We start from the raw sequence: 25,551 nt of genomic DNA, 5'->3' as shown, positions 1-25,551 counted from the left end.
TGAAAACTGGATACCGAAACGAATTTGCGTTTTAGAACATCTTTTAGCAACTTGTGCAAACAAGTAAATGTTATTAGTGAGATGATTCCAAGAGAGATATCGTATGATATTTTCCTTCGGAAAAATCATGGTTAAGCTAATAAGAGCACACGGAGGATGCCTAGGCGCCAGGAGCCGACGAAGGACGTGGCGAACAACGAAACTGCCTCGGGGAGCTGTAAGCAAGCTTTGATCCGGGGGTGTCCGAATGGGGAAACCCAGCTGTGGTAATTCGCAGTTACTCACATCTGAATACATAGGGTGTGTAGAGGCAGACCAGGGGAACTGAAACATCTAAGTACCCTGAGGAAGAGAAAACAATAGTGATTCCGTCAGTAGCGGCGAGCGAACGCGGAACAGCCTAAACCTAAGAGCTTGCTCTTAGGGGTTGTGGGACGTCTCACATGGAGTTACAAAGGAATATGGTAGGTGAAGAGGTCTGGAAAGGCCCGCGATAGAGGTAAAAGCCCTGTAACCTAAACTGTGTTCTCTCCGAGACGGATCCCGAGTAGTGCGGGGCACGTGAAACCCCGTATGAATCCAGCAGGACCATCTGCTAAGGCTAAATACTACCTGGCGACCGATAGTGAAACAGTACCGTGAGGGAAAGGTGAAAAGCACCCCGGAAGGGGAGTGAAATAGAACCTGAAACCGTGTGCTTACAAAAAGTCAGAGCCCTATCTATGGGTGATGGCGTGCCTTTTGTAGAATGAACCGGCGAGTTACGTTTAACATGCAAGGTTAAGTCGAGAAGACGGAGCCGCAGCGAAAGCGAGTCTGAATAGGGCGATTGAGTATGTGGACGTAGACCCGAAACCGTGTGATCTACCCCTGTCCAGGGTGAAGGTGCGGTAACACGCACTGGAGGCCCGAACCCACGCACGTTGAAAAGTGCGGGGATGAGGTGGGGGTAGCGGAGAAATTCCAATCGAACTCGGAGATAGCTGGTTCTCCCCGAAATAGCTTTAGGGCTAGCCTCGGTATAAGAGTAGTGGAGGTAGAGCACTGATTGGGTGCGGGGTCCGCAAGGATTACTAAGCTCAGTCAAACTCCGAATGCCATATACTTATTGCCGGGAGTCAGACAGTGAGTGCTAAGATCCATTGTCAAAAGGGAAACAGCCCAGACCATCAGCTAAGGTCCCCAAGTGTGTGTTAAGTGGGAAAGGATGTGGAGTTGCACAGACAACCAGGATGTTGGCTTAGAAGCAGCCACCATTGAAAGAGTGCGTAATAGCTCACTGGTCGAGTGACTCTGCGCCGAAAATGTAACGGGGCTAAACACACCACCGAAGCTATGGCTAGATACTATGTATCTGGGGTAGGGGAGCGTTGTATGTAGGTTGAAGGTGTACCGTAAGGAGCGCTGGACAGCATACAAGTGAGAATGCCGGTATGAGTAACGAAAAGATCAGTGAGAATCTGATCCGCCGAAAGCCCAAGGTTTCCTGAGGAAGGCTCGTCCGCTCAGGGTAAGTCGGGACCTAAGGCGAGGCCGAAAGGCGTAGTCGAAGGACAACAGTTTGAAATTACTGTACCACCGTAATCCGCTATGAGCGATGGGGTGACGCAGGAGGGTAGTGACGCGGACTGATGGATATGTCCGTCTAAGCAGTGAGGCTGATGTGTAGGCAAATCCGCACATCGTTAAGGCTGGGCTGTGATGGGGAGCGAAAATTGTAGTAGCGAAGGTCATGATCTCACACTGCCAAGAAAAGCCTCTAGCCAGGAGAAGGTGCCCGTACCGCAAACCGACACAGGTAGGCGAGAAGAGAATTCTAAGGCGCGCGGAAGAACTCTCGTTAAGGAACTCGGCAAAATGACCCCGTAACTTCGGGAGAAGGGGTGCCCCGGTAGTGTGAATAGCACGAGGGGGCCGCAGTGAAAAGGCCCAAGCGACTGTTTAGCAAAAACACAGGTCTGTGCGAAGCCGCAAGGCGAAGTATACGGGCTGACGCCTGCCCGGTGCTGGAAGGTTAAGGGGAGTGGTTAGGAGCAATCCGAAGCTATGAACCGAAGCCCCAGTAAACGGCGGCCGTAACTATAACGGTCCTAAGGTAGCGAAATTCCTTGTCAGGTAAATTCTGACCCGCACGAATGGCGTAACGACTTGGGCGCTGTCTCAACGAGAGATCCGGTGAAATTTTAATACCTGTGAAGATGCAGGTTACCCGCGACAAGACGGAAAGACCCCATGGAGCTTTACTGCAGCTTGATATTGAATTTGGGTACGATCTGTACAGGATAGGTGGGAGCCGTAGAAATCGGAGCGCAAGCTTCGGTGGAGGCGCCGTTGGGATACCACCCTGATCGTATCTAGGTTCTAACCTAGTGCCCTAATCGGGTACGGGGACCGTGTCAGGCGGGCAGTTTGACTGGGGCGGTCGCCTCCTAAAGAGTAACGGAGGCGTTCCAAGGTTCCCTCAGAATGGTTGGAAATCATTCGAAGAGTGCAAAGGCATAAGGGAGCTTGACTGCGAGACCTACAAGTCGAGCAGGGACGAAAGTCGGACTTAGTGATCCGGTGGTACCGCATGGAAGGGCCATCGCTCAACGGATAAAAGCTACCCTGGGGATAACAGGCTTATCTCCCCCAAGAGTCCACATCGACGGGGAGGTTTGGCACCTCGATGTCGGCTCATCGCATCCTGGGGCTGAAGTAGGTCCCAAGGGTTGGGCTGTTCGCCCATTAAAGCGGTACGCGAGCTGGGTTCAGAACGTCGTGAGACAGTTCGGTCCCTATCTGTCGTGGGCGCAGGAAATTTGAGAGGAGCTGTCCTTAGTACGAGAGGACCGGGATGGACGTACCGCTGGTGCACCAGTTGTTTCGCCAGAAGCATGGCTGGGTAGCTACGTACGGACGGGATAAGCGCTGAAAGCATCTAAGCGTGAAGCCCCCCTCAAGATGAGATTTCCCAATTAGTAAGACCCCTTGAAGACGACGAGGTAGATAGGTTGGAGGTGGAAGTGCAGTAATGCATGGAGCTGACCAATACTAATCGGTCGAGGGCTTATCCTACACTTAGAACGCAAATTCAATTCGGATTCAGTTTTCAGGCGATTAAGCCTGAGCATTACGCTGTAATGCCCGTTTGGTGGCGATAGCGGAGGGGTTCCACGCGTACCCATCCCGAACACGACCGTTAAGCCCTCCAGCGCCGATGGTACTTGGACCGAAGGGTCCTGGGAGAGTAGGACGTTGCCAAGCGGATATTCCCTGATAGCTCAGTTGGTAGAGCACTCGACTGTTAATCGAGTTGTCACAGGTTCGAGTCCTGTTCGGGGAGCCATGCTCTCATAGCTCAGCAGGTAGAGTGCTTCCATGGTAAGGAAGAGGTCACCGGTTCGAATCCGGTTGAGAGCTCCACAGATTTGCAAGGCCCGTTGGTCAAGGGGTTAAGACACCTCCCTTTCACGGAGGTAACATGGGTTCGAATCCCATACGGGTCACCAACTTTTACTTGTACTTACCCTTAGAGGGTCCCATAGATATGGAGGCTTAGCTCAGCTGGGAGAGCATCTGCCTTACAAGCAGAGGGTCGGGGGTTCGATCCCCTCAGCCTCCACCATAATCTTCCTGAGAGATTATGGGCAACATAGAGGTAGCATCAATGGGGATTAGCCAAGCGGTAAGGCAACGGACTTTGACTCCGTCACTCATAGGTTCGAATCCTATATCCCCAGCCAAGTGCGAGCCATTAGCTCAGTTGGTAGAGCACCTGACTTTTAATCAGGGTGTCGAAGGTTCGAGTCCTTCATGGCTCACTTTTATTATTACATGCGCGTGTGGCGGAATGGCAGACGCACCAGACTTAGGATCTGGCGTTTCACGACGTGGGGGTTCAAGTCCCTTCACGCGCACCATATTTTGCGGAAGTGGCTCAGCGGTAGAGCATCGCCTTGCCAAGGCGAGGGTCGCGGGTTCGATTCCCGTCTTCCGCTCCATAATTTTTGCGCCCTTAGCTCAGCTGGATAGAGCGTTTGACTACGAATCAAAAGGCCGGGAGTTCGAATCTCTCAGGGCGCGCCATTTTTTTATTAAGCAATCATAGCATTATAACGGGATGTAGCTCAGCTTGGTAGAGCACCTGGTTTGGGACCAGGGGGTCGCATGTTCAAATCGTGTCATCCCGATTTTCACCTTTGCGGGTGTAGTTCAATGGTAGAACTTCAGCCTTCCAAGCTGATAGCGTGGGTTCGATTCCCATCACCCGCTCCATAATTTTATAGTAACGGGATGTAGCTCAGCTTGGTAGAGCACCTGGTTTGGGACCAGGGGGTCGCATGTTCAAATCGTGTCATCCCGATACTCAGCTTAATCGCTCTTAGAAGCTCTTACTTCGGTAAGAGCTTTTTTTGTTATGTATTGATTTAATAATACGCATGTATTGATATAACATATGTTCTATCATTCTTCCAAAAGAAATTGAACTTCTGGTGGAATACCAATTCGTAAATAATAACTTTTCCATGATTCTTCTTGCTCAGGATTGCTACCTGTGGATAGTAGCTTTACAGCAAAGACATTAGCTTGACGTTCAAGCTTCCCAGGAGAGAAGTAGGAGCTTTCCTCTAGAAAAAAGCGGTTAATCCCCTTATGAAGTCGATCATGTCCTAATTCATGCGCACAAACGAAGCGCTGCCACTCAACTGGCAACTCATTATGAATGACAATAAATCTTCTTCTTAGTTTTCGGTAATATAATCCCTTTGTGCCTGTCCCAAGGTTCATGAAACGAATGTGAATACCCAGCGCTGAGGCCAGCTCGAACGGACAGTTGGTTTTATATTTTTTAATCAGATTATTGATCAGTTCATCCATATTCTTCACCTGCAGCATGTTAGTGTAGTTATTAAGTGTTGTTGGATTTATTTCTCTTGTTCATCTGTTTGGCTTCCCAGAATAAGCCGGTCAGTACATCTTTAATCCTCTGCTTGTCTTCCTTGTCTAGTGGAATTCCATCAAACATCAGCTCTCCATCATCCTCTAGCATTTTACGAAAGTCACGCTTATCCTTGCTTGTAGCCCACTCTGGGACAATCTCTTCGCTTGGAAGGGCTTGCTCCTGTAAATACCCCGCTTGATCCATTAGCTGCTCGTACGGGACGCCTAAGGCCTCAGCTATTTTGCGTAACGTAGTTGGCTTAGGAACGCCTCTTAGACCATTTTCAATCCGTGAAATCTGTGATCCGCTAATCCCCGCTGCTGCTGCCAATTGATTAATGGTGAGTCCCTTTGTTTCGCGAAGTTGCTTCATGTAATCCCCAAATTCTTGTTTCATCTCAACCACTCCTTATAGACTGAAGCTTATGATATTAATATAAGCCATTTTTGCCAATTGGTAAACAACAAAGCGTATATTATTGCCAAAAGGCAAGATAATGGAGGAAAAGCTATTCTTTTTCGCCCAAAACAGACTAAAACGGGGTTTTACGAGATTGGTAGAGAAGTGGTATATTATAGAAAAATACGAACAGAATACGAACACTTTTATATTTTAGCATATTGCTTAGGAAACTTCCGCAATTTAATCTCATTCTGTCAAACCTAAAGGAGTGCATAAAATGATGAACTTATCCGCTTTACCAGAGTTAGACCGTCGCCGAACCCAGGTCGCTATAGAGAGTATGTTGGAGAAATACCGTATTTTTAAGACCGTTACATTTGAGGCTAAGGAAGCCAGTACTACTTATTCTTATACAGAAAGATTTCATGGTCCTACGAATACAGTTACTGATCAGACTGCTGCGATAGCTTCTTATAATGTGGATATACCTGCTGCTAGGAGGGCTTTTTGCTCGGCGATAGACTCTGTGGTAGAGAGACTTGATACGAGGGAACAGCAATTAGTAAGAGAGCGTTATATGAAAAGAGACGAAACGTACGATTATACGATTTACAATCATGTGTTTGATCCACCGGTGAGTAAGGATACTTACGTGAAGATACGCTCGAAGGCTTTTTATAAGATGGCTTTGGCTTTAACGGATCTCGGCCTACTGTCCCTTAACACCTTAATAACAGCACCAAGAGTGAAGAAAGAGAAGGTTAGTATTACCTAAGAGATATAGATGGTTACTTAAGAGACTGTGTCATCCGAGCGGATGATGCGGTCTTTTTTTATGAGCAGATGACCCCTCCGAAAAACCGCTCTTTACCATCCCAAAGCTAGCTTAAACCTCGTCGGTATACCGTCTCTGCAAGGCAAATAGGGGTGTATATTTATAACATGGCAAATGAAGCAAAAAGAACACCGCAAGAGCATGAATGCTCTGCTAATCGTTCGGCCCTAGTGGTGATAAGAACAAATCTAGCGGTGAAAGATTCTTTTGGCATTGGCCTAGTATAGAAGGGTATTATCCAACATCGGATAGTATCCTTTTTTGTTCTTAGTTTTAGTAGAGGAGGTGTCTTGTTAATGCAATTGAAGGTTAACACCATCAAAGATCGGCGAACCGCCGCAGTTCAGAAAGGAATGGAGTGATGTCGGTACAACAATTACGAGAACACATTACGAGTGCGCTGGAGAAGTACTTTCCAGATGTGCCTGTATATGTGGAGGGAGAGAAACCTCAGACGGCTTATTTTTATCCCGGACTGATCTCAGCGACTCTGGATCGGCAGCGGGAAGGCAGATATTTAGCGGTTTATCGCTTCGGTATCCGTTATGAACAGGGAAGTCTGCTGGAGGCTGAGAGAATGGCAGATAAGCTAAGTGAAGCGATGGCAGGGATGGAGCAAGAGGGTGGCTCCTTTCGTGTAGCTAGGCAAGCCTGGGAAGCTGGGGTAGAGGGGCATGGGCCTCTTTTTACAACGGACTATATGGTGTATTTGCAAAGTGAGAAGCATGACCCCATTAAGATGGGGCAAATGATTGGAGGAGAAAGACTGAAATGAGCACAAAGGTGAGTAATGGAGATCGTTTTGGTAAAGAGCAGATTGTGAATTCATCGCTTTTTACGGCTAAGGAAAAGGATATGCTGAACGTTATTTTGCAGGATAACAAAAGTTATACGATCGAAGAAGCGAAGCAATCTATGGGATTGTTTATTAATAAGGAGGTTTTGAACTAATGGCAGGCGGAACATGGACAACTCAAAACAAAGTGCGCCCAGGGGTGTACGTAAATGTAGCATCGAATCAAGGTGCCATCGGCAAAATGGGAGAACGGGGAATTACTGCGTTGGCACTTGCTTTATCTTGGGGAGAAGCTGGAGTGATCATGGAGATTACCCCGCAGGACGACGTGAATAAGCTACTAGGTTATGATTTGGAACATCCAACATTGCTGCCAGTACGCGAAGCGCTGAAACGTGCGGGAACGTTACTGCTCTATCGATTGAATGAAGGGGTTAAAGCGGCGGTCACGAACAATGGTCTACAGGTTACGGCTAAATACGGTGGTGTACGCGGAAACGATCTTTCTGTTGTTATTGAGAAGAATATTGAGAATAATACTCTTTTTGATGTAAAGACACTGCTGAATGGAGCTGAACTGAATAAGCAAACGGTTGGAACGGCTGAAGAGTTGGTCGCTAACGATTATGTACAATTCCAGAAAAATGGTGCAGAAGGCTTGAAGCTAACCGCAGGGATGCCGCTTATTGGCGGAGCTAATGGAACGGTGACAAATGGTGCGCACAGCGATTTCTTATCTGCTCTTGAGGTGCTTGAGTTCCAAACGGTTGGACTAGTATCGCAGGATAGTACGCTTAAGGCACTGTATAGCTCTTGGGTGAGACGACTGCGGGATACGGAAGGTAAGAAAGTGCAGGCTGTACTATCGGATTATGCTACTGCGGGTCATGAGGGTGTGATCAGCGTGAAGAATGGGGTAGTACTGAGTGACGGAACTACGATTGATAACACCAATGCTGTTGCTTGGGTTGCCGGTGCTACTGCTGCTGCTGCGGTGAATCAATCGCTGACTTATCAGGGCTATGACGACTCGGTTGATGCTGATGTACGGCTTAGCCATTCTGAAACGACAGCAGCTTTGCTGCAAGGCGAACTGCTCTTTACTTACAGTGGAGGGCGAGCTGTGGTGGAACAGGATATTAACACGTTTACGGCATTCTCTCCGGATAAAGGCAAAGCGTTCTCCAAAAATCGTGTGTTGCGTGTGCTGGATGGGATTGCGAATGATCTGAAGCGTATTTTTGAGAACTACTACATTGGTAAGGTAGCCAATAATGAAGATGGACGGGCTCTGTTCTGGTCGCAATGTGCAACTTACATGAATGATCTGCAGGATATTGGGGCGATTGAAAGCTTTAATGCGCAGACTGATGTTGTCGTTGTGGCAGGTACCGATAGCGATAGTATTGTACTCGACGTAGCAGTGAAGCCAGTTGATTCCGTAGAAAAAGTATATATGAAAGTGAAGGTGGTTTAAGATGGCATTTTTAAAAGCTAGCGATACGATTTCCGGCCAGGAGGGCCGTGCGTATGCCATGATTGGCACGCAAACTGAAGAGATGTTCTATGTGAAGACGCTTGAAGCAACGGTAGAAAAAACAAAGGCGGAAGTGAAGACACTCGGCCGACGTGGTGTTCAGCATAAAGCGACTGGATGGTCGGGCAGCGGTTCGATGACGATTTTTTATATGACTAGCCGTTTCCGCCAGATGATGCTTGATTATATGAACACAGGTGTCGATCAGTATTTCGATATTGAGGTTACGAACGAAGACCCATCGTCCAGTGTGGGAGCGCAACGTATTATTTTAAAAGGCGTGAACCTTGATAGTGTCATCATGGCTTCTCTTGATACAGAATCAGATGCGCTGGAAGAAGAAGTGAGCTTTACCTTTGAAGACGTGCAGATTGTGCAAGCTTTTGGCGCTCCGGCCGGCTCAGGAAAATAATAAAGACAACTAGATAGGAGCAAGTAAGGCCCGGGCGTGCAGGTGAGCGGCGGGTCTCTTCTCTGTCTAGTTAGTAGTACTAGAAGAAACTAAATCATTTTAGGAGGAAGACAATGAGTGAATTAAGTTTGTTTTTTGCGCAAAATGTAGCATGTGACACGACCGAGGAGTTTGTGGTATCGCAGCGTTTTAAGGATAAGGAAGGGAACGCAGTTGCCTGGAAGCTACGCAGTATGAACGAGGATGAGAATCAGGAATGCCGTAAAGCAGCTACTCGTAAGGTCAAAGGTAAGAACGGAGTGTATACCTCCGAGATTGAACCGAATGATTATATGGCTAAGCTGATGACTTCAAGTGTGGTGCATCCAGATCTGAAAAATGCCGAGTTACAACGTTCTTATGGTGTTCTTGGTGCTGAGACGTTGCTGCGTAAAATGCTGCTCCCAGGTGAATTCGCCGCGCTGGGTGAACGGGTACAGGCCTTGAATGGCTTCGGTACAGATATGAACGAGCTGGTGGATGAAGTAAAAAACTAATCAACGAGGGCGACAGCGAAGCTAACTTAGCTTACTACGCCCTCCACGAGCTTCATATTTTACCGCATGAGCTAATGAAGCTGTCCTCACGTGAACGAGCCGCAATTTATGCGATGATCGCTGTTCGGGTGGAGAAGGAGAAGCGGGATCAGGCACGGAGTAAGGCGAGGAAGAGATAGGGGGTGAATGAATGGCAGGTATGCAAAACAATATAGCTGGAATCCAGCAAGTCTCCAACCAATGGATCAATGATATAACCAATCAAATTACAACTCAGGTTTCTGCAAATATTTCAAATTCCTTTTCCGCAACTTTAAACCGAATAAGTATGAAAATAGTCAATAAACCCGTGTACAACATCACTAACAATTACAGTGCAGCTTATACCAGAATTCAAGCTTCTATTGGAGGCGCAGTACAAGCTCAGGAGAGACTGAACGATGCGGCAGAACAAGGAGCAGCAGGTGCTGAACAGCAGGCGGGCACTTGGGAAAAGATTACAGGTGCTTTTGGGAAAGCCAAGGGTGTGCTGGATAAAGTTAAAGGAGTTATGGAAAAGGTGCTTGCGCCTGCGGCCGAACAGCAAAAGTGGGAAGATCTTTTTAAAGTCAAAACCGGAAATGCTGATGTTGGTACGGCTATGTTTGATAAATTCAAGAAGAGAGCACTAGATACCGGGCAGGATGTCAACAAGTCCATGGAGAGTGTCTTATCGTTTTATCCTAAAACTCAAAATACAGATCAGCTAGATAAGCTAATGGATTATTCCACAAGGCTAAGCATGATGTCTCCGGAGGGAAAGGATATTGGTGATACTTCATCGGCGATTACTTCTGCTTTTGAGGGCGATTCCAGTGATTTAGCGTCCATGCTTCAGGTGGATAAAGAGGATCTGGGCGGACTTGATCTAGTGGCCGGAACAGGTAATATGGAAGCCTTTTTGAGTACTTTGGGTGATATAATGACAACGTCAGGTATGACGAGTGATTCGCTGCAAACCATGATGGATTCACCCGTTAATCAATGGCAAGCTCTTCTTGGAAACTATAACAACTCTCTGGCTGGTATGGGAGAAGGTGCTCTTGCGGCATTGTCACCACTATTAGGCATTCTTAACCAGGCATTTTCAGATGGAAGCTTTCAGCCAATTATCGATGGGATAGCGATTGGACTGGCGATACTTGCACAAGTATTCTCGCAGGTCGTACAAGGTGCATTGTATCTCTGGAGTGTTCTTAGCAACCCTGTTGTTTTGCCGATTGTTTTGGGTGTTGTTGCTGGAGTTATTGCCTTAGCAATCGCGATGAATGCCTCAACAATTGCAACTAGAATTTCATCTATTGCTACCGGAATTGCTACCGCAGCCCAAGGCATTTTCAACGCTGTGATGAGTGCTAATCCAATTGCACTTGTAATTGGACTTATAGTTGCGCTAATAGTAGCTTTTTTAGGGATAGTAGCGGCACTTCAACCGGTTAGGGACTTTTTGGCGAATATGTTCAGAGGACTGGGACAGCTCGTTGCAGAATTCGTAGGCTTTGTTATCGATCTTTGGACCGGATTTGTTAATGGTATTATTGGCGCCGTGAACTTTTTGCTAGATAGTATAAATAAAGTAGTTGGAGCTGTTGGTAAATTTATTGGTATAGAGTCGGAGATCAATCTTCATATTGAAGAGGTTGATAGCAGTAAATTCAAAAAGGATTTGCAAATGGACATTGGAGCTTCTTTTAATTCAGGGGCAGAAAAGATCCAAAATTTTGATATCAATAAGTTTAAAGAAAAACTGAACGTAGGTGGAAATAAGAGTAATAACAACACATTAAATCAGTGGAATACTACTCATCCAGGGGATTTGTCAAAACCTTTGCAAACGCCTACCGTACCTGAAATTCCAGCAGTTCCTACGTTGAATACACCTTCATCTACGGGTTCTTTTCAAAATGCAGGGGCTCCGGGTAATCTAAACACCGTCAACCGTGTGAATGAACTCGGATCCATCAACGACACCGTAGACATCTCCAGCGATGATCTGAAAATGCTGCGGGAGTTAGCTGAGATTCAGGCGATCCAGAATTTTGTAGAGCTGACGCCGACGGTGCAGGTCACGACCGGGAATATTAATAATGCCGGAGACATTGATTCGATTATCAACAAGATTGGGCAAAAGCTGAACGAGGAGTTTGTCTCTACGGCGCAGGGGGTGTATACGTAACGTGGAAGAGTACGGGATATTTCTTGGTTTTAATAATCAGGCGGAAGCATTCCGACTGCCAGTCAATCCAGAGACTTTGGAAATCAAGGAAAGCGGGGATGGGAAGAGCTATACCATTATCGATCTAGGTGAGATTAATACGATTGCTTATCCGAAGCTGACGGAGATCACAATCGAAAGTATTTTTCCGGCACAAAGGTATCCGTTTGTATTAGTACAAGAGGATGGGTTGAAGAGACCTTTTGAATATGTGGAGCTGATTAAGAAGTGGATGACGAGTCGCAGACCTATTCGTTTTGTATTTTCCGGGGTGAGCTATACTGATGACTTGAAAAAAGCGGATGGGAAGCTAAACGACGCCAAGAAATGGTTAAAGGATTCATCGACTAGTGAGGATAAATCCATAGAGATTGATTTCGGTGTGAATATGGCTATGAGTATTGAAAGCTTCTCTTGGAAGCTCAGTGCAGGTACATCAGGGGATATTGAATATTCGTTATCTCTCAAAAAGTATGTATTTTATCAGGCGGTAGCTGTTAAAGTCGTCAAGGATGAAGTGAAGGTAGAACAGAAGCGGGCGAACGAAACTCCCAAACCTAAAACGTATATCATGAAATCTAAAGATAATCTATGGAAAATCGCTAAAGAAATCCTTGGAGATGGTAATAGGTGTTGGGAAATCCAGAAACTTAATGGCATTAAAGATAGCGAGCTGAGGAAGCTTCCAATCGGTAAGGTCATTAAGCTGCCGTAGGAGGATGTTATGGAACTGCTTGTGAAGAATAAGGAAGGTAATCTATGGGATATTTCTGGCATCGTCTCCGATATTTCTTGGAAAACGGCCCGCTCAGGAAAACCGGCAACGCTAGAGTTAACACTTGTGGACAGTGGAATCTATCAGCATCCTAAGTTCGGTATCAGCAACGGTGATATTATTCAGTTCAGCAAAGATAATGTGGATGTATTCTACGGGTTTGTGTTCAGTATTGATACAGGCTCGGATCAGGAGATTAAGCTGACTGCCTATGATCAGATGCGTTATTTGCTGGGCAATGGCAGTTATGTTTTGCAGGATGTTACGGCTAATGATGTTATAAAAAAAATAACGCAAGACTACGGACTGCAGACAGGTGTGCTGGAGGATACAGAGTACCGGATTCCCTCTTTAATCGAGGATGACAAAAAGCTGCTGGACATCATTATGGGAGCGATCGGCAGTGAGCTTCAGTATAAGGGGCGGTTGATGGCCTTTTACGATGATTTTGGTAAGCTAACACTGCGAAAACCGGAGTCTATGCTGCTTAATCTGGTGTTGGGAGCGGGGCATTATCTGTATGACTATTCGCTCAAAAAAAGTATTGATGATGATACGTACAACACGATCTTTTTATACAAGGATAATGAGAAGTCTGGTAAGCGTGATTTCTTTCCGGTTAGCGATAAGGATAATGTGAAACGCTGGGGTATCCTCCACTTGTATCAGAAGGCTGATGACAAAGCGAATGCTGCACAAATTCAGGAGAAGGCAAATAATCTGCTAAAAATGCACAACCGTGAAAAGCTTAGTCTCTCCGTACAGGCGATTGGTGATATGCGCGTAAGGGCTGGTAATTTCATATATGTCCTGCTTGATGAATTTAAAACTCAGGTGTTTCTGGTGGATCAATGCAGTCATAAGATTTCCGGTGGGGAGCATACGATGTCCCTCGATATAAAGGTGGTGTAGAAATGATGTTGGATATTATAAAAAAAGCAAGCCTAGGAGCCGTGGGAAATACAAATCCCGTGGCTTTTTCTTATGGGACGGTAACGGAGGTAGCTCCCTTACAGATCCAGGTGGATCAACGTTTTATTTTATCGGGGAATGCGCTAGTGCTGCCTGAATCGGTAATGGAATGTAAAGTCGAGCTAGAGGGTAGAGAAGTGGTAGTGCGTCGAGGACTTGCCTCTGGTGATCGGGTTCTGATGGTTCGGATGCAGGGCGGACAAAGCTATATTGTTCTGGATCGGCTGGTGAGTCCAATATGATTCCTGCGATTGGAAAAGCTGGACCGATAACTGCCCTTCTTGAAGGCGAGGTCAACCTTGAGCGTGGGGAAAACCCTAGTCTAACCTACCGAATGGATTGGGACAGAAAAAGGATCACTGGCCAAGCGGATGGACTTGAGGCAGTGCAGCAGGCAGCGGCCAAAATTCTGCGAACCGATAGATTTGAACATCTGATTTACAGTTCGGATTACGGAACAGAGTGGCAGCTGGTTTTGGGTAAGGATCGGCTGTTAGTCAGAGCTGAAATCAGACGTGTCGTTAGTGAAGCCTTACTTCAGGATGAACGAATCCTTAGCTTAGAAAATATTGAGGTCTCTTTTAACGGGGATAATCTAACCTTTGATTGTAAGGTGGTCACACGTTATGGGAATTTTCAGCTGAGAAAGGAGTGGAATGAGGATGTATGAGGATCAGACGTATGAGGCTCTTTTGGAACGGATGCTGGACCGGGTTCCGTCAGGTCTGGATAAACGCGAGGGCAGCATCATTTATGACGCGCTCGCTCCGGCAGCAGCAGAGCTGGCGCAAATGTACATTGAGCTGGATGTGAATAATAATCTGTATTTTGCAGATACGGCTACCGGCGAGTACTTGGAGCGAAGTATCTCCTGGTCAGGCATTGTAAGGAGAGAAGCGAGCAAAGCGCAGCTGAAGGGGATTTTTTATAAAGCGGATGGGGGACTTCTGGATGTACCTCTCGGCAGCCGGTTCTCTCTCGATATGCTGAATTATACGGCTGTGGAAAAGTTATCTCCTGGAGTGTATCGGTTGGAGAGTGAAACCGCTGGAGAAGAAGGAAACCGATATTTTGGCTCTTTGCTGCCGGTGAATTATATTTCAGACCTTGCACGCGGAGAAATAGCTTCTCTTCTGATCCCTGGGGAGAACGCCGAAAGTGATGAATCGCTTCGCCAGCGTTATTTGGATTCAGCCAGACGCCCAGCTACTAGCGGCAATAAATATCACTACATGGAGTGGGCAATGCAGGTTGCAGGAGTAGGGGGCGCTCGTGTTTTTCCATTATGGAATGGTCCTAAGACGGTGAAGGTGATTATCGTAGATGCCGAGAAACTTCCTGCTTCTGAGCTGCTGGTGACTAAGGTTCAGCATTACATTGATCCGGTCTCTGGAGAGGGTGAGGGGCAAGCCCCTGTAGGTGCTGTTGTATCGGTGGCGTCGGCAACGGGCAAAAGCATCAGTATAAGTGCAAAAGTAACCCTTGCTTCAGGTTATGCGCTGCAAGCTGTTAATGAAGAATTCAAGGCGACTCTTGAGAGCTATCGCAAGGAGAAGGCTTTTTCAGCAACCTATATTAGTCAGTCTGTAATTGGTGCACTATTGCTAGCTACTGAGGGAGTCGCAGATTACAGTGAGCTGAAGCTGAACAGTGGAGCGGGCAACGTAATGTTGAGCGAAGAAGAAGTGCCGTTGTTCGGCAATGTTTTACTGGAGGTGTAGCATGGGTTATCCAGAGCAAATTGATATTTTTCAAGAAAAGCTTAATAAAAAAGCAAACGGTGCCAGTTATGTTATTGAAGAGAGATTATCGCTTGTAAATGGCATGTATAGTGGTGCGCTTGCGCATGACAACATCAATAATCAGAGCATCGCAGTGTACACAGGGTCACAGTATTCCGGGATCGAGCTACGTAATTTTACGGTGTCTTTTCCAGATGAAGCGCCATGGCGACGGTTGATTAAGATTTTTGCCGATGTGCCCGAGGTTTATGTGACTTATGAAACCCCCGGCGATACCGTTGAAGCAGAGGATATTAACGGTTTGCAGGAAAGTCTTACTGCTGTTCAAACTGAAATAGAACGGTATAAGAACAAGGGGCAGATTGACGGAGGATCATTCAGAAGAGAGGTGTAAAATGGCACAGACCATACAAATAAAGCGGGGAACAAAGGCTGAGCTAACGAGTTATGGCGTGTTGAAGGCGGGTGAGCTTGGTTTTTGCAATGATACAAAGGAAGTTTATATTGGTGACGGTACGTCTAATTCCATGGTCGGAAGGGCGTTGTCCGGGCCAGAAGCCTCGCGTCCAGTTGCTGGAGCCGTTGGCCGGTTGTATTACGTGACTACGGGTACGAATAGCGGATATATATATTTTGATGATGGAGCAACTTGGCGGCGGGTGAATGCACAGAAGCTTAGCGACCTGACGGGTACAATTGACGATATCGCTGATGGAGCAACCTACGCGAAGGTGCTTAAAGCGGATATTAGTGCGGGACATATCAATAAAGTATCAGATGGCACGAATGTAAAGACTGCCGCTGAGATCAAGACTCACATTGACGATGTGACCAAGCACCGGACAATCAATGATGCCGGGACTACGATTACAGACTTGTGGTCTGCACAAAAGATTAAAAATGAAATTGAGCTGGCTAAGCATAACATCGAACCGCAAGCATCGGTAAAAGATCAGAACCTGCTGGCTCCACCAGCCAGTCCGGTTGAGGGTGATCGATACATTATTCCAGCTGGAGCAACCGGGGCATGGGCGGGGAAAACGAATCAAATCGTGGAGTACCAATCTGCTGCTTGGGTATTTTATGTTCCTGCCGTAGGCTGGACCGCTTACGTCGATGATGAGCAGAAGATTTATAGCTGGAATGGCAGCGCATGGGTTCGTACGGGTGGTGCATTACAGACCATTACAGCTGGAAACGGACTGATTGGTGGTGGTCAGGCCGATGCTGTGACGCTGAATATTGGTGCAGGCAATGGGATCACGGTTACTGCAGACGCCATTGCGGTTACGGCTGGAAAAGGGATCTCCGTGGACGCGGTTGGTGTAGCAGTAAGTGTGGATGGAAACAGCATTGTTTACGACGCAGCGAACGGCAATAGACTTACCGTAGCCAGTATTGATGGCGGAACTTTCTAGGGGGCGGGACAATGGCTTTAAAGACATTGATTCAAATACGCCGCGGATTGGAAAGTGCGATTGGAGCACTGGCTATTGGTGAGCTTGGCTACTGTACAGACACAGGTAAGCTATATATCGGTTCTGCTGCTGGGAATGTCTTGCTAGTTGCGGCACAAAGTACCGGGGACATGCTGAAAAGCATTTACGATACGAATAACAATGGCAAGGTAGATTTCGCTCAACAAGCGGATAGTGTATCTTGGGCGGGGGTAGAGGGGAAGCCATCAGTGTTTCCTCCAGCGACGCATACACATGATTATCTGCCTAAAGGCCCTCTAACCTGGAATCAAATGAAGGGGGTGTAGGGGATGAGCTATGGCAACTCTTTATTCAGCGAATTATTGTATTCCGCAGATGAAGATTCGAATCATCCGGGTGAAGTCGAGGCGCCTGATCTAATGCAGTATTTGCCGGATTATTATAAGGATGTCCGTGAAATGGAGAAGCTTCAGGAGACCATCGGGCTAGAAATTGGTGGACTGAAGGTAGGCACTATAGATGTATTGGATCAGGCGTTTGTTGAAACGGCAACGGTAAGTCTTGGACGTTGGGAGGCTGAGCTTGGATTAAATATCGATTCATCCAAGTCATATGCCACACGCCGTGAGATGATTAAAGCGAAGCTGCGTGGAAACGGGACGACAACGCCGGAGATGATCCAGCGGACGGCGTCCGCTTTTTCAGGTGGAGTAGTTGAAGTTAAGGAAGTGCCTGATGAGTATCGTTTTGAGATTCATTTTGTGAGTACACTGGGCATACCTCCGAATATGGCAGGGTTGATTCAAATCATCGAAGAGATTAAACCCGCACATTTAGCATATGAATTTGTGTTCAGCTATACGTGGTGGGACTCTGTTAAGGCTTTGACCTGGGAGAATGCTCACAGTAAAACATGGAACGAATTAAGAACTTATAGATAGGAGAGTGACACATGCAAACCACAGGGAATTTGGGCTTAAAAAAGCCAGAGGGAACAGATATTGTTGATATTGCCGATTTGAACGGGAATATGGATATCTTGGATAATGCCGTTACTAGCAAGGTCGATAAAGTTACTGGTAAACAGCTGTCTACGAACGATTACACTACGGCGGAGAAAACTAAGCTGGCGGGTGTTGCTGCGGGTGCAACTAACTATACACACCCGGCTACCCACCCACCAGCTATTATTGCTCAAGACGCGAGTAATCGATTTGTTACTGATGCTGAAAAAACGGCGTGGAATGCTAAAGCCGGTACAGCCGTAGCTACAACTGCTACGAATGGCTTGATGTCTGCTGCGGACAAGACACTACTGAATAACAACACTGGATTCGGTACTACGGCTGGTACAGCAACCGCATATACCCTTACACTTAGCCCAGCACCTACGGTGCTGATAGCAGGACTTAAATTTAGTTTCAAAACACATATTGCTAGCGGAGCCAATCCTACACTCAATCCTAATACTTTAGGGGCCAAAGCAATCAAGAAACCCAATGGAAATGCTGCAACACTTGCCCTGAACGGAGTTTACACGGTTGTATATGATGGGACGGCTTTTATCTTACAGGGTGAAGGAGGTGAGTATGGAACAGCGACAGCAGCGGACGTGCTAGCGGGTAAGACGATAGGGACAGAGGGCGGGCTAATTGATGGCGCGATAGTACAAAGAGGTGCTACGGACGGATACACTAATTCCGTTAGTGCAGCATGGGCAGCGGGTGGTGGATGCTGGGTCCGAATACCAGCGGGGGCATATTTGAAAACTACGGCGGTAGGAAACCCCGAAATACGAGTCACTGATCCTAACGTTGTTCCTGCAAATTGGCTACGAGGGGTATCAATGTTTGGGCAGGATGGAGCTATAGTCAATAGATCTGTGGAGAATAATCACTCTCCGTCAAATGCCGCAGAGATATGGGCGACAGGCGATGTGTTCTTAATGCCGCAAGCGGGCTACTATAATGGGGTTACCTGGACAAAAAGTACATTTCCAACTCTCGTACCTAGTAACGTCCGCGCGGGTGTCTCTATAGGAACCTTAGTTGGCACACTCCAACCCTGGGTTGGTGGGCTTACAACGGTTGACTTTGCAACGCAGGCAGGGGCTGACGGTAAGACTGAGGAAATGTTTAGATTTCCAGCCGGGTTCACTATCGGATCGTTTGCTGGCTCGATTCTTTTCGGAACGTCGAACAACAACAGCCACCAGGATCATTCAATCGTGCTGCAGGACATCCATGGAAATCGGTTAGTGCTAATTCGTCACTTTGTGGACGGATGGTCGATGAACACAACACAGCAAGCTACGGGGCTAATAGTAGATAAGCGGTCGCGGCGAATTACAATGCCTAGTACCCAATATATGTGGGGCTTCGGTCACGATGGGGACATTGCGGCGGACGGATCTTTCTCGAAGCCTTTCAATATGGATGGTGAGGTAATGTTGGTTCACGTCGTAGTAGCATCGCTCGGCGGAGGTTACTCTACTGCCTCTGCACGCGGAGCCGCGGTATGGAATTAGAAGGAGAAAAATAGTAATGTACTTTTGCGCATACAACAGCATCAAAACAATTTACGCGATCTATCACAACGACTGCAGGCGGTATTACCGTAACTAATTCATATAATCAGATTGTAGCTCAAGAATATAAATGGGTGGCTTGGGGCTAAGAAAGGGAGTGAATATAAATGCAAATAGGCAGAAAAATTTATTATGATAACGCCACAGGTAACGTATTAGTTGATACCGGAGAGCGTTCCGGCGATGTGGTGGAGACAACACAGGCGTTGGATTTCACAGTCTATAAAGCACTAGCCGAACGCGTAGCGGAAACGGTGGGGTGCTTAGAGCTTGATTACGAGCAATACAAGCAAGACTTTGCAGCGTGCAGCGGCTACAAGGTAAGCATCGAAACGGGAAGATTGGAGTTTAGCTATCCTGACCCTAACATCGAACCTGACGAGCCGCAAGCGCTTGTATATCAAGTACCTATGTCCGAGCGTATCGAGCTTGTGGAGTCCGATAATGCCGGGCTGACGCTAGAACTAGCGCAAACACAGGCTAGACTCAACCAGGCGGAACAAGACCACGCCGACTTGTTGCTCACTCTTGTAACGGGAGGTGTATTATAATGGATTGGTACGTAATCATTAAAAGCTATTATGACGCAGGATGTTATTCAAAGGATCAAGTTCAAGTATTTGTAACTGCCAACAAGATCACATCAGAGCAAGCTATAGAGATTACAGATAGCGCCATATAGTAGGCGTTGTTATTTTGCCCTCGTAGCTGCTACGGGGGCTGTTTTATTTATCACTTAGAAGGGGGCTGTTATATGACCATTGTGGGAGTAAATTCAGGAGGAGGCGATGCTGAAGCAGCGCCCATTGAGCACCGTTTAGAAGATGTTGAAAATAGACTTGTAGTCATCCAAGACGAGATTTTTAGATTTGGAACGGAACATCTAAGTTTTAGTAATGAGCTTCAAATATTAAAAGAAAAACAATCACGCCATGAGGAAGATGTGAAGCAAATTAAACAATCAACAATAGAAATGAAAATTCAATTTAACGAGATTATGAGACGTTGGGATACTTTGGACTCTCGTGTGTTCCAGCTATTACAACAATCTCAGACAGACAGCAAGAGCGAACGAAAGGTGTTTATCGATCTATTAAAATACGTTCTAGCTGGCACTATCTTTGCTATTATTGCCTTTTTATTTAAAGGAGGGGTATAGATGCTCACTTTGTCCCAAATCCAAGAAAAATCAAGTAAACGTCTAACCAACCTACATCCCGTAGTCCGTTCCGCTGCTACTGCTCTAATCGAACGTTGCTACAAACTCAACATCCCCATTCTCATTACCCAAGGCCTCCGCACAATAGCCGAGCAAGATGCACTCTATGCACAAGGACGCACTAAGCCGGGAGCAATTGTCACGAATGCACGTGGAGGATATAGCTACCACAATTATGGATTAGCCGTAGATTTTGCTCTTTTGCTACCGAATGGATCGAGTGTGTCATGGGATATGCGACTGGACGGGAATAACAATCAGATTGCAGATTGGCAGGAGGTTGTAAAAGAGGCCAAGGCACTTGGATTCGAATGGGGTGGGGATTGGACTAGCTTCAAGGACTACCCTCATTTTCAAATGGCTTTTGGGTTAACGCTCACTCAGCTACGAGCAGGGGCAAAGCCCTCAACATCGGCAGTGGAGGCAGCGTACAAAATCATCAATCGGAAGGAGGAGGAAACCTTGAAGGGTGATGCAATAGCTGTCGTAAAGGTTAACGGAGTTAAGGTTGCAGATGGAGTGCTTGAAAAAGGCATTACCTACGTTCCCGTTCGTATTATTGCAGAAGCGCTAGGAGCACAGGTGGGTTATGATTCCGCCACTAGGACGGTTGAGATTAAAAGTACTCACTAAGGAGGTATCTATCATGGGAACTAGAGAGATTTTAGATGATGTTATGGCGTTTGCCTCTATATTAGCTGTATTCGTACTTGCTTTAGTTCAATTGGTTAAAAATAGTATCAACATCCCCCGTAATGCAGTCCCTGTCATCGGACTATTGATAGGCTTGCTCATCGGAGCGGCAGCGTATCCTTTTACCGAACTGGATATCGTTCTTCGCCTTTGGGCTGGAGGTCTAGCTGGTTTATCTGCGACGGGGTTGTTTGAGCTAGCTTTTAAGGATCGCCCGGGGACGACGAAAGAGTAAATGGATAATAGCTACGAATCATAAAAAAGGGCTGTTCCAAAAAGTCTGAATAGACCTAAGGAAGAGCCCTATTTTCTCCTAACGTAGTTAAACTTTAGAACGAAAGCGTACTTCCAGGCAGCAAAGAGTACAGCCCTGCAAAACCTTCTCCTTCTAATATAGAAGTGACATGATCAATATGCGATTTGGGAGCATGAACGAGCACCGACCGGCGGCTGGGAACCGTTTGGAGCATTTCTCGAATGTCCGGTAAGCCTTGGTGGACTTTATAGCGAATTAATGAGATTGTACAACTCGTGTTGCTAGATTCTTCTCCCAAAGACCCTTTAACGAGACGGTGCCCGAAACTACCTGCCGCCAAATGTCCCGTGAAAATCACATGGTTGTCAGGAGAAGCAGAGAGCTGATGAAAGTACGCTTGTGCTTTTGCCGATTGCATCATCCCGTCATTGGTAAACACGATTGCACCCTTAAGATTCAACAATGCCTTTGCACGTTCGTCTGCATTAGATACAATACTCAAGTTCTTTCTGTTAAAAAGCACATCTACGCGCTGAATAGCGCCCTCTTTCAGCCATTCGGTCTTATCGCTCAAACTTCTTAAAGGTGCTATGAGCTCTTCTTCGACGATCAGCTGATCATCCGGGAAACACTCGCTTGCCCATACGATCAATTCCTGGCTTCTGCCATGGATAGGCACCGGCAGGAGGATTGATCCCTCTCTTTGCAGAGTGTTACAGATCGCTGACTCTAATTGCTGTAACTTTACAAGCTGCTCATCAGGATCAGCCCCATATGCGGCATCGATAATGGATAGATCGACGATATCTTTAGCTCCGGCTTCCATAATCGTTGGTGAATCTGCCATGAGCAGCAGCGACTCCTTCGTATAATCCCCTGAGAAAAATACGACTGTTCCGTCCCATTCGAGGATCAGCCAGACCGAACCTGCTAAATGTCCGCTTCGCCCCCATTGTACTCGAAGATTAGGGTCAATCCTCAGCCAAGTCTGAGGGGGGATATGCTCCTCTAAATACATGAACTCAATAGATTGTTTATCTATTTCTTCGTAAGGTAGTGATACAGACTGAGCGGCCACGTATTTATCCCATGCTTCGAAGTAATCGGGAAGCTGTTTAACAGTAGCTTTCGTTGTCCATACCTTACCTGAATATCCATACTTATATAGTAGGGGAAGTGCTATGGAATGATCCTCATGCGCATGGGACAGAAACACGGCCTGCAAATGTGGGATGATGTCTGTGTCTAGCAGGGGGTATTCACCTGGGCCTTCTTTTTTGACACCACAATCGAGTAGGATACCAGATTGCCCATCTTTGTCTTGCAAAAGATAGGAGGAACGGCCATGCTCTCCGGCCCCTCCCCAAATCGTTAGTGTGCTCATCGTTGTCTCCGCTTTCTATCTGGGCTTAAATATTCTAATACTAGTAGTAATATAGTAGTAACGCCGACAGAGATTACTGCCATGGCCATCCCCATCGCCACTGCACCTTGTTCAAACTGGGCAAAAATATAGGTTGCCGAGGTCTGCATTGAAGGTGGAAGAATGAGTAAGGAGGCTACCAGTTCCCGATTGGATATGGTGAAGGTCATCATCCATCCAGCCACCATCCCCGGAAAGATGAGAGGGAGCAGGATACGGCGGAACACATAAAGCTTGCTTCCTCCGAATACTTGACCCGCTTGCACAAGGGAAGAATCGATCTGCCCATAGCTCGCTTTTACATACTGAACAGTATAGGGGATGAATAGTACAACGTAGGTTAACACAACCATCCAGTAGGTATTATAGAGCGGAATAGGCATCCAGCGAGCATTCCATAGCAGGATTAGCCCTACTACAATTACAATTCCAGGAACTGTATTGGGGAGTAGGCTGAATAGATCTGTAATTTTCTGCTTGAATGTAGCTCCTTTTCCTACAGTTAAGGCAAACCAAGTCCCAAGAATAACCGCGATACTGGAAGCAACAATGGCTAATGTGAAGCTATTCAATAAGGCCTCAAGACCTTGAGAACCCGGTGATAGCAGCTCTGCATAATGCTTTAAGGTTAAATTGCTCCAAGATACGCCTTCTCCTCGCAGCTTTAATAATGAGGCTGTTATGATTGAGAAATATGGAATGCCGATGGATGATAGCAGTAATAGAACAACATATCCCCAACTAAGGACCCCTACGATTCCCGTACTTCTATAACGTTTGGTACGCGTCCCTTTTCCGCCTATTAAGCGATAAGAGAAGCGGCTGCTTATTAGAGTCTGGATGTACCACATGACGAGACAAACTCCGAGCAGCAAGGAAGCTAGTGAAGTAGCTTTTCCAAAATCTATTGGCCAACTAGAGATATACTTATGGATCTCAGAGGTCAGAACATAAAATCCGATCCTACGACCAAAGGTCGCAGGGGTACCGAATTCGGCAATCGTTTTGACGAAGATGAGAAGAGCTCCAAGCCCATAGCTGGATAACAGCAAGGGAATGATTACTCTTTTAAATCTGTAAAAGAACGGAGCACCATGAACAGAGGCTGCTTCCTCCAGATTGCCCCCGATCTGCAAAAGTGCATTACGCAGCAGTAAATACAGGAAGGGGAATAAATGCAGGCTCATGATCAGCACCATCCCTCCATAACTAAAGAAATACGGAGTCAGCACGGAGGAAGCGGGCAGAAACTGTTCCATATACCCACCCGTCTGCATAAATAACATCCAACCCATTGAACCAATGTATGGCGGAGTCATAAAAGGAATTAGTAGCACAACATCCAGCCAGTTATGATGCCCTAAGTCCGTTTTAGCCATAATCCAGGCCAGAGGTAGTGCAAATAGCGTAGTTAGTAGAATAACGCTTACCCCGAGCCCGATAGAATTCAGCAGTACCTCAACCAGGTCATGACTACTCATAATGGTTCGTAGTGGCGCGGCTATATCCAACTGCTCATTGGGATAGATACTGGTCCAAAAAATGAGCAGGAGTGGCAGCAGTACGAGCACTGTCAGTATAAATAAAGCAAGTCCGCCGCTCACCCATTTAAATGAGCGTAAAGAGTTAATATTCATTACGCTTATTTAAAAATTTGTGTGAAGGTCGAGGAAACTTCATCGCTGTGCTCGTTCATCCATTCCCATTTCACATCAAATGTCTTAATTTCATCGAGATTCGCACGATTCTCTGCTTTCACGTCGGTTCTGCCTGGCAATAAGTAGGCTTTAGCAACTAGCGCTTGAGCTTCATCAGATAGGAGATAGTCGATAAAAGCCTTAGCATTATCTACATTTGGGCTTGTCTTAATAATCGCAGCCGGACGAGGGCTGATCACTGTTCCTTCAGCAGGGTAGACGATATCTACAGGCTCACCGTCAGCTTTTGCCTTATAAGCCATGTAATCTACACCTGAAGCAACGACGGATTTAGCGCCGGTAATAACTGGATCAAGTGCCTCTTGATTGGCGCCCGCCATCGCTACACCATTGCTTTTGTATTGTTTAAAAAGATCCCAGCCGCTGTCCCCTTTAGCGCTTAAATATCCAGTTACGAAATCTAGAGCCGAGCCAGATAGCGAAGGATCTGGAATATTGACGGTTCCTTTCCATTCCGCTTTAGTGAGATCATCCCATGAAGTCGGAGGCGTACTAACTTTTTTTGTATTGTAGACAATCCCCAGTGCGGATGCGCTGTAGCTGAAATAATTTCCATCTGCTGTGTCTGACCAATCGCTTACGAGTTTATCTGCATTCACTGCTTCTTTATATGGAAGTAATAATCCATCGTTCTTCATCCCTTGCATAGACGGAAGGGAGGCAAGAACGATAACATCGACTACCGGATTAGACTTCTCTGCTTCCATACGGGCTAATATTTTTCCTGTAGTGCCTTGGAACATTTCGACCTTAACGCCGGTTTTGGCTTCAAAGCCTTCCTTAATTTTATTGGCTAGACCTTCTGGACCTGCACTGTAGACGATAAGATTGCCACTTAGAGCTTTCTCTGTTGGTTGTGGTGCTTCAGTTTGAGCTGTAGTGTTAGCGTTTGAGGTTGGATTGCTTGCGTTAGCTGCAGGAGTGTTAGTAGAGCTACAGCCGGCAAGACTTGCTCCGATTATAGTTGTTAGAAGAAGTGTGCTAAGTCCTTTAGTGTTGTTCATTGGTTTCAATGTGAATGCCTCCCTAAT

Annotated in this window: 27 protein-coding genes, 12 tRNA genes and 2 rRNA genes; 36 read left to right on the top strand and 5 right to left on the bottom strand. The window is 46.5% G+C overall.

All coding sequences use genetic code 11. The annotated features are described in order from the left end of the window. Positions 1–129 precede the first annotated feature (129 nt). The 14 genes from ACDZ28_RS04945 to ACDZ28_RS04880 all read left to right on the top strand — a co-directional run bounded on the left by ACDZ28_RS04945 (position 130) and on the right by ACDZ28_RS04880 (position 4,345). Positions 130–3,057: ribosomal RNA gene (locus tag ACDZ28_RS04945) — 23S ribosomal RNA — on the top strand. Positions 3,058–3,129: 72 nt separating this feature from the next. Continuing rightward, positions 3,130–3,246, top strand: a 5S ribosomal RNA gene (gene rrf / locus ACDZ28_RS04940). Between the two features lie 6 nt (positions 3,247–3,252). Beyond that, a tRNA-Asn gene (locus ACDZ28_RS04935) sits at positions 3,253–3,328 on the top strand. Position 3,329: 1 nt separating this feature from the next. Beyond that, positions 3,330–3,405: transfer RNA gene (locus tag ACDZ28_RS04930), tRNA-Thr, on the top strand. An 11-nt stretch (positions 3,406–3,416) separates the two neighbouring features. After that, positions 3,417–3,491, top strand: a tRNA-Glu gene (locus ACDZ28_RS04925). 40 nt (positions 3,492–3,531) lie between these two features. Further along, positions 3,532–3,607, top strand: a tRNA-Val gene (locus ACDZ28_RS04920). 43 nt (positions 3,608–3,650) lie between these two features. Then, a tRNA-Gln gene (locus ACDZ28_RS04915) sits at positions 3,651–3,725 on the top strand. A gap of 5 nt (positions 3,726–3,730) precedes the next feature. Continuing rightward, positions 3,731–3,803 (top strand) — tRNA-Lys (locus tag ACDZ28_RS04910). 15 nt (positions 3,804–3,818) lie between these two features. Beyond that, a tRNA-Leu gene (locus ACDZ28_RS04905) sits at positions 3,819–3,902 on the top strand. Positions 3,903–3,908: 6 nt separating this feature from the next. Beyond that, positions 3,909–3,983 (top strand) — tRNA-Gly (locus ACDZ28_RS04900). A gap of 8 nt (positions 3,984–3,991) precedes the next feature. Then, positions 3,992–4,068 (top strand) — tRNA-Arg (locus tag ACDZ28_RS04895). A gap of 30 nt (positions 4,069–4,098) precedes the next feature. Continuing rightward, a tRNA-Pro gene (locus ACDZ28_RS04890) sits at positions 4,099–4,172 on the top strand. 11 nt (positions 4,173–4,183) lie between these two features. Further along, positions 4,184–4,257 (top strand) — tRNA-Gly (locus ACDZ28_RS04885). A 14-nt stretch (positions 4,258–4,271) separates the two neighbouring features. Next, positions 4,272–4,345 (top strand) — tRNA-Pro (locus ACDZ28_RS04880). Positions 4,346–4,446: 101 nt separating this feature from the next. Here ACDZ28_RS04880 and ACDZ28_RS04875 read toward each other — a convergent pair. Next, complete coding sequence (locus ACDZ28_RS04875; protein ID WP_042132516.1) at positions 4,447–4,860, bottom strand: ImmA/IrrE family metallo-endopeptidase; 414 nt, start codon at positions 4,858–4,860, stop codon at positions 4,447–4,449. A gap of 31 nt (positions 4,861–4,891) precedes the next feature. After that, on the bottom strand, positions 4,892–5,320 hold the full coding sequence (locus ACDZ28_RS04870) for a helix-turn-helix domain-containing protein (protein ID WP_042131203.1): 429 nt from the start codon (positions 5,318–5,320) through the stop codon (positions 4,892–4,894). 286 nt (positions 5,321–5,606) lie between these two features. Here ACDZ28_RS04870 and ACDZ28_RS04865 point away from each other — a divergent pair, with 286 nt between their 5' ends. The 22 genes from ACDZ28_RS04865 (at position 5,607) to ACDZ28_RS04760 (ending at position 21,358) form a co-directional block, all read left to right on the top strand. Beyond that, positions 5,607–6,101 carry an ArpU family phage packaging/lysis transcriptional regulator gene (locus ACDZ28_RS04865; protein ID WP_042132515.1) on the top strand — a complete coding sequence of 165 codons (495 nt, stop codon included), beginning with the start codon at positions 5,607–5,609 and terminating at the stop codon, positions 6,099–6,101. A 421-nt stretch (positions 6,102–6,522) separates the two neighbouring features. Continuing rightward, a complete protein-coding gene (locus ACDZ28_RS04860) occupies positions 6,523–6,936 on the top strand; it encodes a DUF6838 family protein (protein ID WP_375104143.1) in 414 nt (137 codons plus the stop codon). After that, the gene (locus tag ACDZ28_RS04855) at positions 6,933–7,112 is read left to right on the top strand and encodes a hypothetical protein (protein ID WP_375104142.1); all 180 of its coding nucleotides are present in this window, start codon (positions 6,933–6,935) and stop codon (positions 7,110–7,112) included. Before ACDZ28_RS04860 ends, ACDZ28_RS04855 begins: the two co-directional genes overlap by 4 nt. Then, positions 7,112–8,434, top strand: coding sequence for a phage tail sheath family protein (locus ACDZ28_RS04850; RefSeq protein ID WP_375104141.1), 1,323 nt, complete (start codon positions 7,112–7,114; stop codon positions 8,432–8,434). The genes ACDZ28_RS04855 and ACDZ28_RS04850 overlap by 1 nt, the downstream gene beginning before the upstream one ends. Position 8,435: 1 nt before the next feature. Beyond that, entirely contained in the window at positions 8,436–8,906 is a 471-nt protein-coding gene (locus ACDZ28_RS04845; RefSeq protein ID WP_076120994.1) for a phage tail tube protein, read from the top strand. A 113-nt stretch (positions 8,907–9,019) separates the two neighbouring features. After that, the gene (locus ACDZ28_RS04840; RefSeq protein ID WP_042131197.1) at positions 9,020–9,442 is read left to right on the top strand and encodes a phage portal protein; all 423 of its coding nucleotides are present in this window, start codon (positions 9,020–9,022) and stop codon (positions 9,440–9,442) included. A 190-nt stretch (positions 9,443–9,632) separates the two neighbouring features. After that, positions 9,633–11,657: a hypothetical protein gene (locus tag ACDZ28_RS04835; RefSeq protein WP_042131196.1), complete on the top strand. Its 2,025-nt coding sequence runs from the start codon at positions 9,633–9,635 to the stop codon at positions 11,655–11,657. A gap of 1 nt (position 11,658) precedes the next feature. Continuing rightward, positions 11,659–12,411, top strand: a complete 753-nt coding sequence (locus tag ACDZ28_RS04830; RefSeq protein ID WP_042131195.1) for a LysM peptidoglycan-binding domain-containing protein — start codon at positions 11,659–11,661, stop codon at positions 12,409–12,411. A 9-nt stretch (positions 12,412–12,420) separates the two neighbouring features. Beyond that, complete coding sequence (locus ACDZ28_RS04825) at positions 12,421–13,383, top strand: hypothetical protein (protein WP_042131194.1); 963 nt, start codon at positions 12,421–12,423, stop codon at positions 13,381–13,383. A gap of 5 nt (positions 13,384–13,388) precedes the next feature. Next, positions 13,389–13,685, top strand: coding sequence for a DUF2577 domain-containing protein (locus tag ACDZ28_RS04820; RefSeq protein ID WP_042132514.1), 297 nt, complete (start codon positions 13,389–13,391; stop codon positions 13,683–13,685). Next, positions 13,682–14,113 (top strand): DUF2634 domain-containing protein, encoded by a 432-nt coding sequence (locus tag ACDZ28_RS04815; protein WP_339288275.1) that lies wholly within the window; start codon positions 13,682–13,684, stop codon positions 14,111–14,113. Before ACDZ28_RS04820 ends, ACDZ28_RS04815 begins: the two co-directional genes overlap by 4 nt. Then, positions 14,106–15,164 (top strand): baseplate J/gp47 family protein, encoded by a 1,059-nt coding sequence (locus ACDZ28_RS04810; RefSeq protein ID WP_339288274.1) that lies wholly within the window; start codon positions 14,106–14,108, stop codon positions 15,162–15,164. Before ACDZ28_RS04815 ends, ACDZ28_RS04810 begins: the two co-directional genes overlap by 8 nt. 1 nt (position 15,165) lies before the next feature. Next, entirely contained in the window at positions 15,166–15,579 is a 414-nt protein-coding gene (locus ACDZ28_RS04805; RefSeq protein ID WP_042131191.1) for a hypothetical protein, read from the top strand. A gap of 1 nt (position 15,580) precedes the next feature. Next, on the top strand, positions 15,581–16,603 hold the full coding sequence (locus tag ACDZ28_RS04800) for a DUF2793 domain-containing protein (RefSeq protein WP_375104140.1): 1,023 nt from the start codon (positions 15,581–15,583) through the stop codon (positions 16,601–16,603). Positions 16,604–16,614: 11 nt separating this feature from the next. Continuing rightward, positions 16,615–16,950, top strand: a complete 336-nt coding sequence (locus ACDZ28_RS04795; protein WP_375104139.1) for a hypothetical protein — start codon at positions 16,615–16,617, stop codon at positions 16,948–16,950. Positions 16,951–16,953: 3 nt separating this feature from the next. After that, entirely contained in the window at positions 16,954–17,565 is a 612-nt protein-coding gene (locus tag ACDZ28_RS04790; protein WP_375104138.1) for a putative phage tail protein, read from the top strand. Between the two features lie 11 nt (positions 17,566–17,576). Next, the gene (locus tag ACDZ28_RS04785; RefSeq protein WP_375104137.1) at positions 17,577–19,151 is read left to right on the top strand and encodes a hypothetical protein; all 1,575 of its coding nucleotides are present in this window, start codon (positions 17,577–17,579) and stop codon (positions 19,149–19,151) included. A 245-nt stretch (positions 19,152–19,396) separates the two neighbouring features. Continuing rightward, positions 19,397–19,762 (top strand): hypothetical protein, encoded by a 366-nt coding sequence (locus ACDZ28_RS04780; RefSeq protein WP_375104136.1) that lies wholly within the window; start codon positions 19,397–19,399, stop codon positions 19,760–19,762. Further along, positions 19,762–19,893 (top strand): XkdX family protein, encoded by a 132-nt coding sequence (locus ACDZ28_RS04775; protein WP_375104135.1) that lies wholly within the window; start codon positions 19,762–19,764, stop codon positions 19,891–19,893. Before ACDZ28_RS04780 ends, ACDZ28_RS04775 begins: the two co-directional genes overlap by 1 nt. Positions 19,894–19,965: 72 nt before the next feature. Beyond that, the gene (locus tag ACDZ28_RS04770) at positions 19,966–20,370 is read left to right on the top strand and encodes a hypothetical protein (RefSeq protein ID WP_375104134.1); all 405 of its coding nucleotides are present in this window, start codon (positions 19,966–19,968) and stop codon (positions 20,368–20,370) included. After that, positions 20,371–21,063 (top strand): M15 family metallopeptidase, encoded by a 693-nt coding sequence (locus tag ACDZ28_RS04765; RefSeq protein ID WP_375104133.1) that lies wholly within the window; start codon positions 20,371–20,373, stop codon positions 21,061–21,063. Between the two features lie 13 nt (positions 21,064–21,076). Beyond that, positions 21,077–21,358 carry a holin gene (locus ACDZ28_RS04760; protein WP_375104132.1) on the top strand — a complete coding sequence of 94 codons (282 nt, stop codon included), beginning with the start codon at positions 21,077–21,079 and terminating at the stop codon, positions 21,356–21,358. 94 nt (positions 21,359–21,452) lie between these two features. Here ACDZ28_RS04760 and ACDZ28_RS04755 read toward each other — a convergent pair whose 3' ends face one another. Genes ACDZ28_RS04755 through ACDZ28_RS04745 form a run of 3 tightly spaced genes read right to left on the bottom strand, consistent with a single transcriptional unit; the run spans position 21,453 to position 25,524 of the window. Further along, the gene (locus tag ACDZ28_RS04755) at positions 21,453–22,763 is read right to left on the bottom strand and encodes an MBL fold metallo-hydrolase (protein ID WP_375104131.1); all 1,311 of its coding nucleotides are present in this window, start codon (positions 22,761–22,763) and stop codon (positions 21,453–21,455) included. Then, positions 22,760–24,439: an ABC transporter permease gene (locus ACDZ28_RS04750; RefSeq protein WP_375104130.1), complete on the bottom strand. Its 1,680-nt coding sequence runs from the start codon at positions 24,437–24,439 to the stop codon at positions 22,760–22,762. The genes ACDZ28_RS04755 and ACDZ28_RS04750 overlap by 4 nt, the downstream gene beginning before the upstream one ends. Before the next feature lie 5 nt (positions 24,440–24,444). Then, on the bottom strand, positions 24,445–25,524 hold the full coding sequence (locus ACDZ28_RS04745; protein WP_375105308.1) for an ABC transporter substrate-binding protein: 1,080 nt from the start codon (positions 25,522–25,524) through the stop codon (positions 24,445–24,447). Positions 25,525–25,551: the final 27 nt, after the last annotated feature.

The organism is Paenibacillus sp. RS8, from assembly GCF_041956825.1.
Lineage (GTDB): Bacteria > Bacillota > Bacilli > Paenibacillales > Paenibacillaceae > Paenibacillus_AQ.
The sequence above is the reverse complement of the archived record's forward strand: the minus strand, read 5'-3'. Positions and strand labels throughout refer to the sequence as shown.

Excerpts from the sequence above, each read along its gene's own strand:
- ACDZ28_RS04875 (WP_042132516.1), bottom strand. The coding sequence starts at position 4,860 with ATGGATGAACTGATCAATAATCTGATTAAAAAATATAAAACCAACTGT.
- ACDZ28_RS04870 (WP_042131203.1), bottom strand. The coding sequence starts at position 5,320 with ATGAAACAAGAATTTGGGGATTACATGAAGCAACTTCGCGAAACAAAG.
- ACDZ28_RS04865 (WP_042132515.1), top strand. The coding sequence starts at position 5,607 with ATGAACTTATCCGCTTTACCAGAGTTAGACCGTCGCCGAACCCAGGTC.
- ACDZ28_RS04860 (WP_375104143.1), top strand. The coding sequence starts at position 6,523 with ATGTCGGTACAACAATTACGAGAACACATTACGAGTGCGCTGGAGAAG.
- ACDZ28_RS04855 (WP_375104142.1), top strand. The coding sequence starts at position 6,933 with ATGAGCACAAAGGTGAGTAATGGAGATCGTTTTGGTAAAGAGCAGATT.
- ACDZ28_RS04850 (WP_375104141.1), top strand. The coding sequence starts at position 7,112 with ATGGCAGGCGGAACATGGACAACTCAAAACAAAGTGCGCCCAGGGGTG.
- ACDZ28_RS04845 (WP_076120994.1), top strand. The coding sequence starts at position 8,436 with ATGGCATTTTTAAAAGCTAGCGATACGATTTCCGGCCAGGAGGGCCGT.
- ACDZ28_RS04840 (WP_042131197.1), top strand. The coding sequence starts at position 9,020 with ATGAGTGAATTAAGTTTGTTTTTTGCGCAAAATGTAGCATGTGACACG.
- ACDZ28_RS04835 (WP_042131196.1), top strand. The coding sequence starts at position 9,633 with ATGGCAGGTATGCAAAACAATATAGCTGGAATCCAGCAAGTCTCCAAC.
- ACDZ28_RS04825 (WP_042131194.1), top strand. The coding sequence starts at position 12,421 with ATGGAACTGCTTGTGAAGAATAAGGAAGGTAATCTATGGGATATTTCT.
- ACDZ28_RS04820 (WP_042132514.1), top strand. The coding sequence starts at position 13,389 with ATGTTGGATATTATAAAAAAAGCAAGCCTAGGAGCCGTGGGAAATACA.
- ACDZ28_RS04815 (WP_339288275.1), top strand. The coding sequence starts at position 13,682 with ATGATTCCTGCGATTGGAAAAGCTGGACCGATAACTGCCCTTCTTGAA.
- ACDZ28_RS04810 (WP_339288274.1), top strand. The coding sequence starts at position 14,106 with ATGTATGAGGATCAGACGTATGAGGCTCTTTTGGAACGGATGCTGGAC.
- ACDZ28_RS04805 (WP_042131191.1), top strand. The coding sequence starts at position 15,166 with ATGGGTTATCCAGAGCAAATTGATATTTTTCAAGAAAAGCTTAATAAA.
- ACDZ28_RS04800 (WP_375104140.1), top strand. The coding sequence starts at position 15,581 with ATGGCACAGACCATACAAATAAAGCGGGGAACAAAGGCTGAGCTAACG.
- ACDZ28_RS04795 (WP_375104139.1), top strand. The coding sequence starts at position 16,615 with ATGGCTTTAAAGACATTGATTCAAATACGCCGCGGATTGGAAAGTGCG.
- ACDZ28_RS04790 (WP_375104138.1), top strand. The coding sequence starts at position 16,954 with ATGAGCTATGGCAACTCTTTATTCAGCGAATTATTGTATTCCGCAGAT.
- ACDZ28_RS04785 (WP_375104137.1), top strand. The coding sequence starts at position 17,577 with ATGCAAACCACAGGGAATTTGGGCTTAAAAAAGCCAGAGGGAACAGAT.
- ACDZ28_RS04775 (WP_375104135.1), top strand. The coding sequence starts at position 19,762 with ATGGATTGGTACGTAATCATTAAAAGCTATTATGACGCAGGATGTTAT.
- ACDZ28_RS04770 (WP_375104134.1), top strand. The coding sequence starts at position 19,966 with ATGACCATTGTGGGAGTAAATTCAGGAGGAGGCGATGCTGAAGCAGCG.
- ACDZ28_RS04765 (WP_375104133.1), top strand. The coding sequence starts at position 20,371 with ATGCTCACTTTGTCCCAAATCCAAGAAAAATCAAGTAAACGTCTAACC.
- ACDZ28_RS04760 (WP_375104132.1), top strand. The coding sequence starts at position 21,077 with ATGGGAACTAGAGAGATTTTAGATGATGTTATGGCGTTTGCCTCTATA.
- ACDZ28_RS04755 (WP_375104131.1), bottom strand. The coding sequence starts at position 22,763 with ATGAGCACACTAACGATTTGGGGAGGGGCCGGAGAGCATGGCCGTTCC.
- ACDZ28_RS04750 (WP_375104130.1), bottom strand. The coding sequence starts at position 24,439 with ATGAATATTAACTCTTTACGCTCATTTAAATGGGTGAGCGGCGGACTT.
- ACDZ28_RS04745 (WP_375105308.1), bottom strand. The coding sequence starts at position 25,524 with ATGAACAACACTAAAGGACTTAGCACACTTCTTCTAACAACTATAATC.